The 14,849-nt window shown below is 70.6% G+C and carries 11 protein-coding genes and 1 pseudogene; 7 read left to right on the top strand and 5 right to left on the bottom strand.

Annotated elements, in window-relative coordinates; translation table 11 throughout:
• Positions 1-60: 60 nt before the first annotated feature.
• Entirely contained in the window at positions 61-2,478 is a 2,418-nt protein-coding gene (gene lon / locus ACFVWD_RS36360; RefSeq protein WP_389602328.1) for an endopeptidase La, read from the bottom strand.
• Positions 2,479-2,851: 373 nt separating this feature from the next.
• On the opposite strand from lon, the gene ACFVWD_RS36365 reads away from it, so the two are divergent.
• A complete protein-coding gene (locus ACFVWD_RS36365; RefSeq protein ID WP_389602329.1) occupies positions 2,852-3,664 on the top strand; it encodes a sulfatase-like hydrolase/transferase in 813 nt (270 codons plus the stop codon).
• A 37-nt stretch (positions 3,665-3,701) separates the two neighbouring features.
• On the opposite strand, the gene ACFVWD_RS36370 is transcribed toward ACFVWD_RS36365, so the two are convergent.
• The 3 genes and pseudogenes from ACFVWD_RS36370 to ACFVWD_RS36380 all read right to left on the bottom strand — a co-directional run.
• The gene (locus tag ACFVWD_RS36370; protein ID WP_389602330.1) at positions 3,702-4,628 is read right to left on the bottom strand and encodes a rhomboid-like protein; all 927 of its coding nucleotides are present in this window, start codon (positions 4,626-4,628) and stop codon (positions 3,702-3,704) included.
• A 144-nt stretch (positions 4,629-4,772) separates the two neighbouring features.
• Complete coding sequence (locus tag ACFVWD_RS36375) at positions 4,773-5,429, bottom strand: TetR family transcriptional regulator C-terminal domain-containing protein (RefSeq protein WP_389602331.1); 657 nt, start codon at positions 5,427-5,429, stop codon at positions 4,773-4,775.
• A gap of 266 nt (positions 5,430-5,695) precedes the next feature.
• Positions 5,696-6,076: pseudogene (locus tag ACFVWD_RS36380) on the bottom strand (IS200/IS605 family accessory protein TnpB-related protein); the annotation flags it as partial.
• Between the two features lie 201 nt (positions 6,077-6,277).
• On the opposite strand from ACFVWD_RS36380, the gene ACFVWD_RS36385 reads away from it, so the two are divergent.
• The 6 genes from ACFVWD_RS36385 to ACFVWD_RS36410 all read left to right on the top strand — a co-directional run bounded on the left by ACFVWD_RS36385 (position 6,278) and on the right by ACFVWD_RS36410 (position 13,872).
• A complete protein-coding gene (locus ACFVWD_RS36385) occupies positions 6,278-6,619 on the top strand; it encodes a glycoside hydrolase family 3 C-terminal domain-containing protein (protein ID WP_389602332.1) in 342 nt (113 codons plus the stop codon).
• A gap of 55 nt (positions 6,620-6,674) precedes the next feature.
• On the top strand, positions 6,675-7,352 hold the full coding sequence (locus ACFVWD_RS36390) for a spermidine synthase (protein WP_389602352.1): 678 nt from the start codon (positions 6,675-6,677) through the stop codon (positions 7,350-7,352).
• A 113-nt stretch (positions 7,353-7,465) separates the two neighbouring features.
• Positions 7,466-8,203, top strand: coding sequence for a response regulator transcription factor (locus tag ACFVWD_RS36395; RefSeq protein WP_266431556.1), 738 nt, complete (start codon positions 7,466-7,468; stop codon positions 8,201-8,203).
• A gap of 47 nt (positions 8,204-8,250) precedes the next feature.
• On the top strand, positions 8,251-9,393 hold the full coding sequence (locus ACFVWD_RS36400) for an ATP-binding protein (RefSeq protein ID WP_389602333.1): 1,143 nt from the start codon (positions 8,251-8,253) through the stop codon (positions 9,391-9,393).
• A 282-nt stretch (positions 9,394-9,675) separates the two neighbouring features.
• Positions 9,676-13,512: a multifunctional oxoglutarate decarboxylase/oxoglutarate dehydrogenase thiamine pyrophosphate-binding subunit/dihydrolipoyllysine-residue succinyltransferase subunit gene (locus ACFVWD_RS36405; RefSeq protein WP_389602334.1), complete on the top strand. Its 3,837-nt coding sequence runs from the start codon at positions 9,676-9,678 to the stop codon at positions 13,510-13,512.
• Positions 13,513-13,689: 177 nt separating this feature from the next.
• On the top strand, positions 13,690-13,872 hold the full coding sequence (locus ACFVWD_RS36410; protein ID WP_005312030.1) for a DUF6104 family protein: 183 nt from the start codon (positions 13,690-13,692) through the stop codon (positions 13,870-13,872).
• A gap of 27 nt (positions 13,873-13,899) precedes the next feature.
• On the opposite strand, the gene ACFVWD_RS36415 is transcribed toward ACFVWD_RS36410, so the two are convergent.
• Positions 13,900-14,727 carry a hypothetical protein gene (locus ACFVWD_RS36415; protein ID WP_389602335.1) on the bottom strand — a complete coding sequence of 276 codons (828 nt, stop codon included), beginning with the start codon at positions 14,725-14,727 and terminating at the stop codon, positions 13,900-13,902.
• Positions 14,728-14,849 lie beyond the last annotated feature (122 nt).

Consider the following 14,849-nt stretch of genomic DNA (forward strand, 5'->3'; position numbering starts at 1 on the left):
GCACGGCGAAGGCCCGGGCCTCCCTCACGGGACCCGGGCCTTCCCTTCCGGCAGCGTCCGTCACGCCGCTACCGGAACCTCCGGCGTCACGCCGTTCGTGGCCGGCGACAGCGCCAGTTCCAGGACCTGGCGGACGTCCGTGACGGCGTGGACGTCCAGCTTCTCCAGCACCTCGGCCGGGACGTCGTCCAAGTCGGCCTCGTTGCGCTTCGGGATGATGACCGTGGTGACACCCGCCCGGTGCGCGGCGAGCAGCTTCTGCTTCACCCCGCCGATGGGCAGAACACGGCCGGTCAGTGAGACCTCACCCGTCATCGCCACGTCCGTGCGGACCAGTCGGCCGGACAGGAGCGAGGCCAGCGCCGTCGTCATGGTGACGCCCGCGCTCGGACCGTCCTTGGGGACCGCGCCCGCCGGGAAGTGGATGTGCACGCCCCGGTCCTTCAGGTCGCCGACCGGCAGTTCCAGCTCGGCGCCGTGCGAGCGGAGGAAGGAGAGCGCGATCTGCGCCGACTCCTTCATCACGTCACCCAGCTGACCGGTCAGGGTCAGACCGGCCGCGCCCGTCTCCGGGTCGGCCAGCGACGCCTCCACGAAGAGGACGTCACCGCCGGCGCCCGTCACGGCCAGACCGGTGGCGACACCGGGCACCGCGGTACGGCGCTCGGCCGGGTCCTGGGCGGACTCGGGCACATGGTGCGGCCGTCCGATGAGTCCGCGCAGATCGGCGTCGGTCACCGTGAAGGGCAGCTTCCGCTCTCCGAGTTCGTGCTGCGCCGCGACCTTGCGGAGCAGGCGTGCGACGGCCCGCTCCAGGTTGCGTACGCCCGCTTCCCGGGTGTACTCCCCGGCGAGCTTGCGCAGCGCGCTCTCGTCGAGCGCGACCTCCTCCTTCTCCAGACCGGCCCGCTCCAGCTGACGCGGCAGCAGGTGGTCACGGGCGATGACGACCTTCTCGTCCTCGGTGTACCCGTCGAGCCGGACCAGTTCCATACGGTCGAGCAGCGCCTCCGGGATGGCTTCGAGCACGTTGGCCGTCGCCAGGAACACCACGTCGCTGAGGTCGAGCTCGACCTCCAGGTAGTGGTCCCGGAAGGTGTGGTTCTGGGCGGGGTCGAGGACTTCCAGCAACGCCGCGGCGGGGTCGCCGCGGAAGTCGGAGCCGACCTTGTCGATCTCGTCCAGCAGGACCACCGGGTTCATGGACCCGGCCTCCTTGATGGCGCGGACGATACGGCCGGGCAGCGCGCCGACGTACGTACGCCGGTGGCCACGGATCTCGGCCTCGTCCCGTACGCCGCCGAGCGCGACCCTGACGAACTTGCGGCCCATCGCGTGCGCGACGGATTCGCCGAGCGAGGTCTTGCCGACACCGGGCGGACCGACGAGTGCGAGCACTGCGCCGCCGCGCCGCCCGCCGACGACGCCGAGACCACGCTCAGAACGCCGCTTGCGCACGGCCAGGTACTCGGTGATGCGCTCCTTCACGTCTTCCAGACCGGCGTGCTCGGCGTCCAGGATGCCCTTGGCGCCCTGGATGTCGTACTCGTCCTCGGTGCGCTCGTTCCACGGCAGTTCCAGGACGGTGTCGAGCCAGGTCCGGATCCAGCCGCCCTCGGGCGACTGGTCGCTGGACCGCTCCAGCTTGTCGACTTCCTTGAGCGCGGCCTCACGGACGTTCTCGGGGAGGTCGGCGGCCTCGACGCGGGTCCGGTAGTCGTCGGACTCCTCGCCCTCCTTGGCGTCGCCGTTCAGCTCGCGCAGTTCCTTGCGGACGGCTTCGAGCTGGCGCCGCAGCAGGAACTCGCGCTGCTGCTTGTCGACGCCCTCCTGGACGTCCTTCGCGATGGACTCGGCGACATCCTGCTCGGCGAGGTGCTCACGCAGCTGCTCGGTGGCGAGCTTCAGCCGGGCGACCGGGTCGGCGGTCTCCAGCAGCGTGACCTTCTGCTCGGTGCTCAGGAACGGGGAGTAACCGGAATTGTCGGCAAGGGCGGACACGTCGTCGATGGCCTGTACGCGGTCCACGACCTGCCAGGCGCCGCGCTTGCGCAGCCAGCTGGTGGCGAGGGCCTTGTACTCCTTGACCAGTTCGGCGACGTGGCCGGGCAGCGGGTCCGGCACGGTCTCGTCGACCCGGGTGCCCTCGACCCACAGGGCGGCACCAGGACCGGTCGTCCCGGCGCCGATCTTCACGCGCCCACGGCCGCGGATCAGCGCGCCCGGGTCGCCGTCGGCCAGTCGGCCGACCTGCTCGACGGTGCCGAGCACGCCCGTGCTCGGGTACGCCCCGTCGATGCGTGGCACCAGCAGCACCTTCGGCTTGCCGGGCTCCGACCGCGCGGCGGCCTGGGCGGCCTCCACCGCGGCGCGTACATCGGCGTCGTTGAGGTCCAGCGGAACCACCATCCCGGGAAGCACGACCTCGTCGTCGAGCGGCAACACGGGCAGGGTGAGCGGTGTGGACGTCGAAGCCATTATCTCTCCCTAGGCAGTCAAGTTGAGCTATGCCGACTCAATGCACGTGAGCCCCGGATTGTTCCCCGGAGTCCGTTCGCTGTGAGCGATCGCTCTCCACGGAGACATCCGTGCAGGTCAGCTGGGTATCCGCCACGCTTCCCTCTTGGCCGGCGCCACTCCGCCGCAAACCCGCGGCGAACGCCTGTGGTGCGGTCAACGCCGTCGGCCCGCCGTCCCTTCCCGTGCGACCGCGCCCGGTCGACGCGGTCGACGCGGTCGCGAGAGTGCAAGAGCACCGCCACACCACCGCAATCGCATTCACAGCCGGCTCCTTCACACTGCAGGCTCATTCACAGGCTGTGGAACCACGCACGGGGAAACGGGGCACGACGTGGGCGAGGGGCAGGAACAGGGACGGGGGCCGACTCGGCGCCGGGCGGTCGTGGGCGCCGGGGCGGCGGCCGTGGCGGCGCTCGGGGCGGCGGCGGTGCGGGCGGCGACGGACGGGGACGGGTCCGAGGAGGCGGCCGAAAGACGGGCGCCCGCGGCGCCGGCCGTCGGGCGGGCCCCCGCCGCCACCGCGACCGCCGCTCCCGGCGGCAATCGTTCCGGACGGCCCAACATCCTCATCCTCGTCGTCGTCACCGACGACCAGCCCAAGGAGACGGAGTGGGCAACACCCGAGACCATCGACTGGCTCGGCGGACACGGTGTGACCTTCGAGCGGGCGCACTCCAACACACCCCTGTGCGCCCCGTCCCGCGCCTCGATCATGTCGGGCCGGTACGCCCACCACCACGGCGTCCTCGACACCCGGCACCCGTACCGCCTCGACCAGCACACCACCGTGCAGCGGCAGCTCCATGACGCCGGCTACCGGACGGGGCTGTTCGGCACCCGGGACCGCGACCATGTGCTCGCCGAGTGGTGGTGGAACCGCCAGGACAAGCAGCCGATCCACAGTTGGGCGACGTACATCGGCAAGACCGAGCAGTACACGGAGTACTACGGCCTCCGCCTGGACCGGCAGGGCCGGCTGCCCGACGGGGTGAACGGCGGCGAGGTCCTCTTCCGCGAGTACTACGACCTGCGCGCCGACCCGTACCAGCTCACCAACAAGCTCCACGGGGCGAGTGCGGAACAGGAGCGCCGCCTCGGTGTCCCGGAGCTGGCCCGACGGCTGACGGCGGCCCGCGCGACCTGACCCGACCGGACCGGACCCGCCGCAACCGCCACGGATGCTAGGCGGCGACGGTGCCGGGCGTCTGAGCGGTGTGTACGGCGGCGGGGGCGCCGGGGCTGTAGGCCGCCGGCGTACGGGCGCGGCGCCAGCCCCGGACCAGCGGCCAGGTGGACACCCCGATCGCCAGGGACATCAGATGCCCCCAGTCCGTCATCGGGTCGGCGAATTCGAGCAGGTCCCCGACGACCATCGAGCCGAAGACCACCAGCAGCGGCCAGCGCAGCCAGGGCCTCAGCAGCCCGGCGAGCGCGCCGACGCTCGTTGCGACGCCGAAACTGATGCCGTAGTCGAGGCGGTGCAGGGAGCTGTCGGGAAGGTCTCCCGCCAGCACGGAAAGGCCGACGGGCACCTCGGTGGCCAGGGTGGCCACGACATGCCCGAGCAGGAAGACTCCGGCGGCCCGCAGGCCGCCTATCCGCCGCTCCAGCGCGGTCAGCACCAGCACGAACCCGATGGCGTACGGCGAGGTGATCCCGCCCGCCATCCACAGCGCGCTGGCCAGCAGCACCAGCACCGGTTCGTGTATGAGGTGCGCGACGTCGGTGCTGGACCCCTGCTGCAAGGCGTGCACGAGGGAGGGGTCCGCGTAGTCGGTGACCATCGCGGTGACGGTGAGTACGGCCGCGTACCCGAAGGTGAAGGGCGTTCCTGTGGGGGTGGGCAGCAGCCGCCAGGGACGGAGCGACCGGAGCCGGGCGAGGGCGCGGGAGACGGGTGGAGCCGATGGGGCGGGTGGGGCGAGTACAGGGGGCGTCGTCGCCGGGCGGGGGGCGGGCAACACGGCCGTGGCGCCGCGTTGTCGCGGCACCCCGTCCAGGAGAAGCGAGCCCGTCTGTGGGTCCTTGAGCGCGGCATCGGCCGAGGAGGCCGTCGGGGCCGTGGTCGTCGCCACTGCCGTCGCCGTCGCGGTCGTGCTCCGGTCCAAGGTGAGGGGCTCCTTCCGTCCCGCCCCACCCTTGGGGGCTCGCGGCGCCGCTGTCTATGACCGACGCCACGTGGGAGGCGATTCATAGCAACCTGATAAGCGCGTACGGCGCCCGCGGTCGCCGTGTCCGCACACGCGTGCGAGTCAGCCCGTATGCGCGTCCGACGGCAGCCCCGCGCCCGAGACGGTGATCGAGCGCAGCGACCGGTCGAGGTAGGCCCGCATCCGGGCGGCCATGTCGACGCCCGCGGGGTCGAGGGCCCACTGCAACTGGATGCCGTCCATGACGGCGGCGAACTCCTCGGCGAGCGCCTCGCAGTCTGTGTCGGGCTTCAGTTCGCCGCTCGCGACCGCCTCGCGCAGCGCACCCGCGCTGACCTCGACGAGATCGGCGCAGCGCTTCACGAAGAACGCGTGGGCGGGGTGGCCGGGATCGCCCGCCTCGGCGAGCAGGACGTTGAACATCTTGGTGCGTCCAGGGCGCCGGCTGTTGTAGTCGGCGAGTCCCACCAGCGCGGCGAAGAACTCGGCGGCCGAGTGCGCCTCGACGGCGAAGAACCGCTCGACGTCGTGCCCCTCGCTGCGCCGCAGTACGCAGACGGGGGCAACTACGGTGCACTGCTCCTCTTCCGCGCGATCGCCGCCGTACTGGATGCACCAGCCGTCCAGTACGTCCGCTCCGTCCAGTAGCCCCCCTTTGAAGAAGCCCGTCACCGCGCTCCGCACCACCCCCTCGACGAGCGCGTCGAGGGGTGCTCTCGCGTATGACGCTGGAGGAGAAGGCGGGGCAAGCTGTTCCACTCCGTGCTCTCCATGAACGCGGACGGCACCTTCACCACCGACGACCCTTCATGCACGTTCCCACTCCCGAGCCGGCCGCGAGCACCCGTCTGGGCATCCCGGGCGCCCTCTCCACCGAGCCACGCCGGTCGCGCGGAGCGCTGCGGGCAGCCGATCGGCACCGAGCGGGAATGAGGTCAGTTTCGGCTTCAACCGGGATGTCCCCGTGCTCGCTCTGGTCATACGGGGGCGGTGCCGTCCTCCCCCAGTGCCTTAAGGCTCGGGACTGACCCCTTCTCTCCGATGGGCAGGGACAGTCGGTGCGTGATGGTCCTGATGCCCGCTTCCAGGTTCCGGACGCGCGCAAGCCGGCTGCGGCGGGCCAGCGCCCACTGGTCGTGCGACGCCTTGGTGATGCTGCCCGCCCAGCGGGACGACGAGAGCGGCGTCAGCTCGCGCTTGCGGGCCGCCCACGTGTCCGTGGAGTGCTCAAGGCCGCCCTGGCAGCGTGCCTTGAGATCACGGGAGGCCAGCGTGCCCAGGTGCGCGCCGACCAGCCGCAGCACCTCTTCGTCCCCGGGCGTCAGGTGCTTGAGCCGGGGACGGACCGCTGCACCGGCCGGACCGGATACGACGAACGACTCCGCCAACTCCCTCAGCCCGCCCACCATCCACCCCCCGCCCGGCCGCAGCGGCAGCAGCCCCAGACCTCACGTGGACCCCGACCGGGCGGAGGAGACCGTCGGGGCGAGCGAGTTCACCGCGCTCGGCGAGGCCCCCAGCGCCGCTCGCTGACCGTCCTGACCAACCACGGACTGCTGCCCCTCGACGGCCGCCCGAACCTGTACGTGCGGGGGATCTCCGAGCAAGTGGCCGCCACGTACGGCAATGTCGTCCCCGATTCGGCCTTCCCGGAGGACGAACTCAAAGAGATCCTGCGGCTGCTGGACGCGGTGCCCACGCTGGTGTGCGTCAACCTCGAACGGCCCGCCGTCCTGCCCGAGATCGCCGCGAGGGCGGCCGCGCTGGTCGCCGACTACGGCGCGAGCGACACGGCGCTCCTGGACGTCGCCTTCGGACGGGCGCGGGCCCAGGGGCGACTGCCGGTCGAACTGCCGCGCTCCATGGCGGTGGTGGAGGCGTCACGGCCGGACGTCCCCGACGACACCGAAGGCCCCGTGTTCCCTTACGGGCACGGCCTGAACCTCTGACCCCATGAGGGTTAATTCGGCTGCCCATCCTGGTGAAAGTGCCAGGATGGGCGCCATGACTGCCTCGTACGACATCCCTGTAGTCATCGATCGCCGGGAAGGCCCCTACGGCGAGGTCGTGTTGCGGCGCCACGGCGCACTGCTCCAGATCATCGCCAACGGGTGCTTCCTGATGGACACCTCCGACGGCCGCTCGGAGCGGCTGCTCGTCGACGCCGCGCTGGACGCCCTGGACGGACGGGCGGAGCCGAAGGTGCTGATCGGGGGGCTCGGTGTCGGGTTCTCTCTGGCACACGCCGCCGCCGACCCGCGCTGGGGCCACATCACCGTCGTCGAGCGCGAAGGGGCCGTCATCGACTGGCACCGCGACGGACCGCTGGCCGAACTCTCCGCGGCGGCGCTCGCCGACCCCCGGACCGAGATCGTGAGATCCGACCTGCTCGCTCACGTCAATGAGACTTCCGACACGTACGACGCACTGTGCCTCGACATCGACAACGGGCCCGACTGGACCGTCACCGAGGACAACACCGGGCTGTACGGACCGGCCGGACTGGCAAGCTGCGCAAGGGTGTTGAAGCCGGGCGGGGTACTCGCCGTGTGGTCGGCGCAGCCCTCTCCGGAATTTGAAGGAACGCTGCGGAATGCCGGATTCCGCCAGGTGCGTACCGAAGAGATCCCCGTTGCCCGGGGCGTTCCGGACGTCGTCCATCTCGCGGTCGGGCCTGGATAGCCGAGCGAAGGTGACTGCCCGTACCCTGCTTCCCTGGCGCAGATCATTCAAGCGTCAAGCGCAGTCATGGGATCACCCCACGGATTCCGGAAAGCACACCTCAGGGGCGGGCGATGGAGCAGACACACACCTCGCACAACGGCACGGCGGCCACGCCAGGCGCTCAGCGCCGGGTGCTGGTGGTCGAGGACGACCCGACGATCGTCGACGCCATCGCGGCCCGCCTGCGAGCCGAGGGATTCCTCGTGCAAACCGCGGGCGACGGACCGGCCGCCGTCGACACAGCACAGGCCTGGCAGCCCGACCTGCTGATCCTCGACATCATGCTGCCCGGCTTCGACGGCCTGGAGGTCTGCCGGCGCGTGCAGGCCCAGCGCCCGGTGCCGGTGCTGATGCTCACCGCGCGCGACGACGAGACCGACATGCTGGTCGGGCTCGGCGTCGGCGCCGACGACTACATGACCAAGCCGTTCTCGATGCGCGAGCTGGCCGCGCGCGTGCACGTCCTGCTGCGCCGGGTCGAGCGGGCCGTGGTGGCCGCCTCGACACCGCGCAGCGGGATCCTGCGCCTCGGCGAGCTGGAGATCGACCACGCACAGCGCCGGGTACGGGTGCGCTCGGAGGACGTGCACCTCACGCCCACCGAATTCGACCTCCTGGTGTGCCTCGCCAACACTCCGCGCGCGGTACTCTCCCGCGAGCAGTTGCTGGCCGAGGTCTGGGACTGGGCGGACGCCTCGGGCACACGGACCGTGGACAGCCACATCAAGGCACTGCGCCGGAAGATCGGTGCCGAGCGGATCCGTACCGTCCACGGCGTGGGCTACGCGCTGGAGACCCCGACTCCCTGAGCCGGGTCTCCGCAGGGACCAGGAACCTCATGTAGGGGGCTGATGTCATGAGCGGGCTCGGTGAATCGGGCAGAACCACGGACGTCGCGAGCGGTCCCGGCGAGCCGGGCCGCGGCGAGGGGTCCTGGGGCTCCGTACGCCCCTTCTCGATCAAGACCAAGCTGGGCGCGCTGGTCGTCATCTCCGTGCTCATCACCACGGGTCTGTCGATGATCGCGGTGCACACCAAGACGGAGCTCCGCTTCATCACGGTCTTCTCGATGATCGCCACACTGCTGATAACGCAGTTCGTGGCCCATTCGCTCACCGCGCCGCTGGACGAGATGAACACGGTCGCCCGCTCCATCTCGCACGGCGACTACACCCGCCGGGTGCGTGACGACCGGCGGGACGAACTGGGCGACCTGGCCCAGACGATCAACCTCATGGCCGACGAGCTGGAGGCCCAGGACCGCCAGCGCAAGGAACTCGTGGCGAATGTCTCGCACGAGCTGCGCACCCCCATCGCGGGCCTGCGCGCGGTCCTGGAGAACGTCGTGGACGGCGTCTCCGCCGCCGACCCCGAAACGATGCGTACGGCCCTGAAGCAGACGGAGCGGCTGGGCCGGCTGGTCGAGACGCTGCTGGACCTCTCCAGGCTGGACAACGGCGTCGTACCCCTGCGCAGGCGCCGTTTCGAGGTGTGGCCGTACCTGTCCGGCGTGCTCAAGGAGGCCAACATGGTCGCCTCCGCGCGCGCGGGCATCGCCTCGGGCTCCGGCAGCCACACCCGCACCGACGTCCATCTGCACCTCGACGTGTCCCCGCCGGAGCTGACCGCGCACGCGGACCCGGAGCGGATCCACCAGGTCGTGTCGAACCTCATCGACAACGCGGTCAAGCACAGCCCGCCGCACGGCCGGGTGACGGTCAAGGCACGGCGGGGCGACTACCCCGAGTCACTGGCCCTGGAGGTCCTGGACGAGGGCCCCGGGATTCCGCAGTCGGAGTGGCACCGGGTCTTCGAGCGCTTCAACCGCGGCGGGGTGCCCTCGCCGCACGGCCCGGGCAGCGACGGCGGTACGGGCCTCGGGCTCGCCATCGCCCGCTGGGCGGTCGATCTGCACGGCGGCCGGATCGGCGTGGCCGAATCCCAGCGGGGCTGCCGGATCCAGGTCACCCTTCCAGGGCTTCCTTCTCTGCCAAGTTGACGTAAAGTTCGAACCGGAGCCACAAGATCCACCGTCGTCCCGTGCTCGTGGACACGTGTGATCAGGCACAGGGCCGTGTGAGTCGTACCGCGACCCTGAGTCGACGTACCCATTCCGGACCGAAACCCCGCTTGTTTCCCGCCATTTCCCTCCCCGAAACACGCTTTCCGATGTGACTTACACGACGTTGGACCGGCCCGGCCTGACCTTCTCGGCCATGGGGGCGTAGCCTTAATTCCCGCTGTCCATCACCTTGTGAAGCGGAAGAGGGCGGTTGCCGCCGTGTCGCCACAGTCCCCCAGTAACTCGAGCATCTCGACCGATGACCAAGCCGCCGGGAAGAACCCCGCGGCCGCGTTCGGTGCGAACGAGTGGCTCGTCGACGAGATCTATCAGCAGTACCTCCAGGACCCGAATTCGGTAGACCGAGCCTGGTGGGACTTCTTCGCCGACTACAAGCCGGGGGCCCCTGCCGCCTCGGCTTCGGCGGGTACTGCGGCCGCGGGGGCCGCAGGGACCACCACCCCGTCAGCAACGCCTCAGGCCGCGCCTGCCGCTCCGGCAGCCCCTGCCGCGCCCTCGGCGCCCGCGGCCCCGGCCCAGGCCGCTCCTGCGGCTCCTGCGCCCGCCCAGGCCGCCGCTCCCGCGGCCGCTCCGGCGGCGCCGAAGCCCGCTGCCGCCGCCCCGGCTCCCGTGAAGGCCGCTCCGGCCGCCGCGAAGCCGAAGGCCGAGCCCGCGACCGAGGCCCCCGCGGGTCCCGAGTACGTGACGCTGCGTGGTCCCGCCGGTGCCGTCGCGAAGAACATGAACGCCTCCCTGGAGCTGCCCACGGCCACGTCCGTGCGCGCGGTCCCGGTGAAGCTGCTCTTCGACAACCGCATCGTCATCAACAACCACCTGAAGCGCGCCCGGGGCGGGAAGATCTCCTTCACCCACCTCATCGGCTACGCGATGGTGCAGGCCATCAAGGCCATGCCGTCGATGAACTGGCACTACGCGGAGAAGGACGGGAAGCCGACCCTCGTCAAGCCCGCGCACGTCAACTTCGGCCTCGCCATCGACCTGGTGAAGCCGAACGGCGACCGCCAGCTCGTCGTCGCCGGCATCAAGAAGGCCGAGACGCTGAACTTCTTCGAGTTCTGGCAGGCCTACGAGGACATCGTCCGCCGCGCCCGCGACGGCAAGCTGACGATGGACGACTTCACCGGTGTCACGGTCTCCCTGACCAACCCCGGCGGCCTCGGCACCGTCCACTCCGTCCCCCGCCTGATGCCCGGCCAGTCGGTCATCATGGGCGTCGGCTCCATGGACTACCCGGCGGAGTTCCAGGGCACCTCCCAGGACACCCTGAACAAGCTCGGCATCTCGAAGGTCATGACGCTCACGTCGACCTACGACCACCGGGTGATCCAGGGCGCCGCCTCCGGCGAGTTCCTCCGCATCGTCGCGAACCTCCTCCTCGGCGAGAACGGCTTCTTCGACGAGATCTTCGAGGCCCTGCGCATCCCCTACGAGCCGGTCCGCTGGCTCAAGGACATCGACGCCAGCCACGATGACGACGTCACGAAGGCCGCCCGTGTCTTCGAGCTGATCCACTCCTACCGGGTCCGCGGCCACGTCATGGCCGACACCGACCCGCTGGAGTACCGCCAGCGCAAGCACCCCGACCTCGACATCACCGAGCACGGCCTCACCCTGTGGGACCTGGAGCGCGAGTTCGCGGTCGGCGGCTTCTCCGGCAAGTCGATGATGAAGCTGCGCGACATCCTCGGCGTACTGCGCGACTCGTACTGCCGCACCACCGGCATCGAGTTCATGCACATCCAGGACCCGAAGCAGCGCAAGTGGATCCAGGACCGCGTCGAGCGCCCGCACTCCAAGCCGGAGCGCGAGGAGCAGCTGCGCATCCTGCGCCGCCTGAACGCGGCGGAGGCCTTCGAGACCTTCCTGCAGACGAAGTACGTCGGCCAGAAGCGCTTCTCCCTGGAGGGCGGCGAGTCCGTCATCCCGCTCCTCGACGCCGTCATCGACAGCGCCGCGGAGTCCCGCCTGGACGAGGTCGTCATCGGCATGGCCCACCGCGGCCGCCTGAACGTCCTCGCCAACATCGTCGGCAAGTCGTACGCGCAGATCTTCCGCGAGTTCGAGGGCAACCTCGACCCGAAGTCGATGCACGGCTCCGGCGACGTGAAGTACCACCTGGGCGCCCAGGGCACCTTCACCGGCCTGGACGGCGAGCAGATCAAGGTCTCGCTGGCCGCCAACCCCTCCCACCTGGAGACGGTCGACCCGGTCATCGAGGGCATCGCCCGCGCCAAGCAGGACATCATCAACAAGGGCGGCACGGACTTCACCGTCCTGCCGGTCGCCCTGCACGGTGACGCGGCCTTCGCGGGCCAGGGTGTGGTCGCCGAGACGCTGAACATGTCGCAGTTGCGCGGCTACCGCACCGGCGGCACGGTCCACATCGTCATCAACAACCAGGTCGGCTTCACCGCCGCCCCGGAGTCCTCGCGCTCCTCCATGTACGCCACCGACGTGGCCCGCATGATCGAGGCGCCGATCTTCCACGTGAACGGCGACGACCCCGAGGCCGTCGTCCGCGTCGCTCGTCTGGCCTTCGAGTTCCGCCAGGCGTTCAACAAGGACGTCGTGATCGACCTCATCTGCTACCGCCGTCGCGGGCACAACGAGTCGGACAACCCGGCGTTCACGCAGCCGCTCATGTACGACCTGATCGACAAGAAGCGCTCGGTGCGCAAGCTCTACACCGAGTCCCTGATCGGCCGCGGCGACATCACCCTCGAAGAGGCCGAGCAGGCGCTGCAGGACTTCCAGGGCCAGCTGGAGAAGGTCTTCACCGAGGTCCGCGAGGCCGTCTCGCAGGGGGCCGAGGTGCAGATCTCGGACCCGCAGGCGCAGTTCCCGGTGGCCGTGCAGACCGCGGTCTCCCAGGAGGTCGTCAAGCGGATCGCCGAGTCCCAGGTCAACATCCCCGACAACGTCACCGTCCACCCGCGTCTGCTGCCGCAGCTGCAGCGCCGGGCGGCGATGATCGAGGACGGCACGATCGACTGGGGCATGGGCGAGACCCTCGCCATCGGCTCCCTCCTCCTGGAGGGCACCCCGGTCCGGCTGTCGGGTCAGGACTCCCGCCGCGGCACCTTCGGCCAGCGCCACGCGGTCCTGATCGACCGGGTCACGGGCGAGGACTTCACCCCGCTCCAGTACCTCTCCGACGACCAGGCGCGCTACAACGTCTACGACTCCCTGCTCTCCGAGTACGCGGTCATGGGCTTCGAGTACGGCTACTCGCTGGCCCGCCCGGACGCCCTCGTGATGTGGGAGGCGCAGTTCGGCGACTTCGTCAACGGCGCGCAGACGGTCGTCGACGAGTACATCTCGGCCGCGGAGCAGAAGTGGGGCCAGACGTCCGGCGTCACGCTCCTCCTCCCCCACGGCTACGAGGGCCAGGGCCCGGACCACTCCTCGGCCCGCATCGAGCGCTTCCTCCAGCTGTGCGCGCAGAACAACATGACGGTCGCCCAGCCGACGCTCCCGTCGAACTACTTCCACCTCCTGCGGTGGCAGGTGCACAACCCGCACCACAAGCCGCTGGTGGTCTTCACCCCGAAGTCGATGCTGCGACTCAAGGCCGCCGCGTCGAAGACGGAGGAGTTCACCACGGGTGCCTTCCGCCCCGTCATCGGCGACGACTCGGTCGAGGCCACGGCGGTCCGCAAGGTCGTCTTCTGCGCCGGCAAGCTGTACTACGACCTCGAGGCCGAGCGGCAGAAGCGCGGCGTCACGGACACGGCGATCATCCGCATCGAGCGCCTGTACCCGCTCGCGGGTGCCGAGCTCCAGGCGGAGATCGCCAAGTACCCGAACGCCGAGAAGTACCTGTGGGCCCAGGAGGAGCCGGCGAACCAGGGCGCGTGGCCCTTCATCGCGCTCAACCTGATCGACCACCTGGACCTGGCCGTCGGCGCCGACATCCCGGGTGCCGAGCGGCTGCGCCGCATCTCCCGCCCGGCCGGCTCGTCCCCGGCCGTGGGCTCCGCGAAGCGGCACCAGGCCGAGCAGGAGCAGCTGGTGCGTGAGGTGTTCGAGGCGTAGCCCTCGATCCACTCAAGTCCGGTGAAGGGCCCGGCCTCCGAGAACACCGGAGGCCGGGCCCTTCCCTGTGCCACCGTTCCGGCGGTGATACGGGGTTCGAGGCCCTCCGGGCGCCCCGTGGGCCCACTTATCCTTTTCTCAGCGTTCCCCTTCACTTTCAGCGACGGAGCACCATCCATGTACTTCACCGACCGTGGCATCGAGGAACTGGAGAAGCGGCGCGGCGAGGAGGAGGTCACCTTCGAGTGGCTCGCCGAGCAGCTGCGTACGTTCGTCGACCTCAATCCGGACTTCGAGGTGCCGGTGGAGCGGCTGGCGACGTGGCTGGCGCGGCTGGACGACGAGGACGACGAGGAGTAGGCCCCCGGCGTCGAGAGCGGGTGGGCGTCAGTCGAAGGCGCGCAGCCGGTCGTACGCGAGGCCGAGCGCCCCGTGGAGCATCAGGAGCGTCCCCGCGACGATCCAGCCGGCACTGTGGCGCCGTACGCCCCACACGGTGAGCGGCAGCCCGGCGGCCAGCTGCCCGGTCGCGAGGACACGGGCCCGGCGCCCGCGCAGCCAGGAACCCGCCCCGGCGCCTTCCACCGCCTCCAGCTCCGCCCGGACCGCCGCACGCCACCCGTTCCACTCGATCTGCTCGGCACCGGGCTGGATCCGGGCCACCTCGAGGAGCCGGTCGGCCGGCTCCCCGGGGCCGAGCCCGGCCGGCAGCAGCACCCCCGCGCGCGTGAGGACGGCGAGCAGTCCCCGCAGGCGCGCGCGGGCGTCCGCCCCGGACACCGGCCTGGTCAGCGGGTCGAGCGCCTGCATGTCGAGGACCGGGTCGAGGCCGAGCCGCGTGGCGAAGGTGCGCATCGCCTCGTCCTCACCGACCGGGGTGCCGTTCGCCAGCCATTCGTAGCCCACACTGCGCCGGAAGCCCGCCGCGAGGGTGAGCCCGCTGCGGTCCGCGTCCCACCACAGGGCCAGTACGGGCCAGGGGGCGCTGACGGCCAGGGCGGTGGCCCACCCCGCGACCACGCGGTCGACGGGCTCGGCGCCGTGCAGCCAGGGCTCCCCCTCGGGAACGAGCACGCTCCACTCGGGGCCCGCCCCGGTGAGCAGCATCCGCTCCCGCAACAGCTGGGCGGCCAGGCCGACGGACTCGTGCCCTGCCCGGCAGAGCAGCAGGGCGCCGGCGGCCTTGGCCTGGGACGAGTCGGGCGTCGTGGGCATGGGCACACCGTAGATCGACCACGACTCGAATTGCCTGTTTTGCCCGTCAAGTCCCCGCTACTCACCCGCAAGCCCCGATCGCGAGGGCCCCACTTCCCCCAAACGAGTGCCTTGACTTTCCG

It is taken from the genome of Streptomyces sp. NPDC058086 (genome assembly GCF_042885015.1).
In the GTDB taxonomy this organism is placed as follows: Bacteria; Actinomycetota; Actinomycetes; order Streptomycetales; family Streptomycetaceae; genus Streptomyces.

Coding starts and splice junctions, on each gene's coding strand:
- lon (WP_389602328.1), bottom strand. CDS start 2,478: ATGGCTTCGACGTCCACACCGCTCACCCTGCCCGTGTTGCCGCTCGAC.
- ACFVWD_RS36390 (WP_389602352.1), top strand. CDS start 6,675: ATGACTGCCTCGTACGACATCCCTGTAGTCATCGATCGCCGGGAAGGC.
- ACFVWD_RS36395 (WP_266431556.1), top strand. CDS start 7,466: ATGGAGCAGACACACACCTCGCACAACGGCACGGCGGCCACGCCAGGC.
- ACFVWD_RS36400 (WP_389602333.1), top strand. CDS start 8,251: ATGAGCGGGCTCGGTGAATCGGGCAGAACCACGGACGTCGCGAGCGGT.
- ACFVWD_RS36410 (WP_005312030.1), top strand. CDS start 13,690: ATGTACTTCACCGACCGTGGCATCGAGGAACTGGAGAAGCGGCGCGGC.
- ACFVWD_RS36415 (WP_389602335.1), bottom strand. CDS start 14,727: ATGCCCACGACGCCCGACTCGTCCCAGGCCAAGGCCGCCGGCGCCCTG.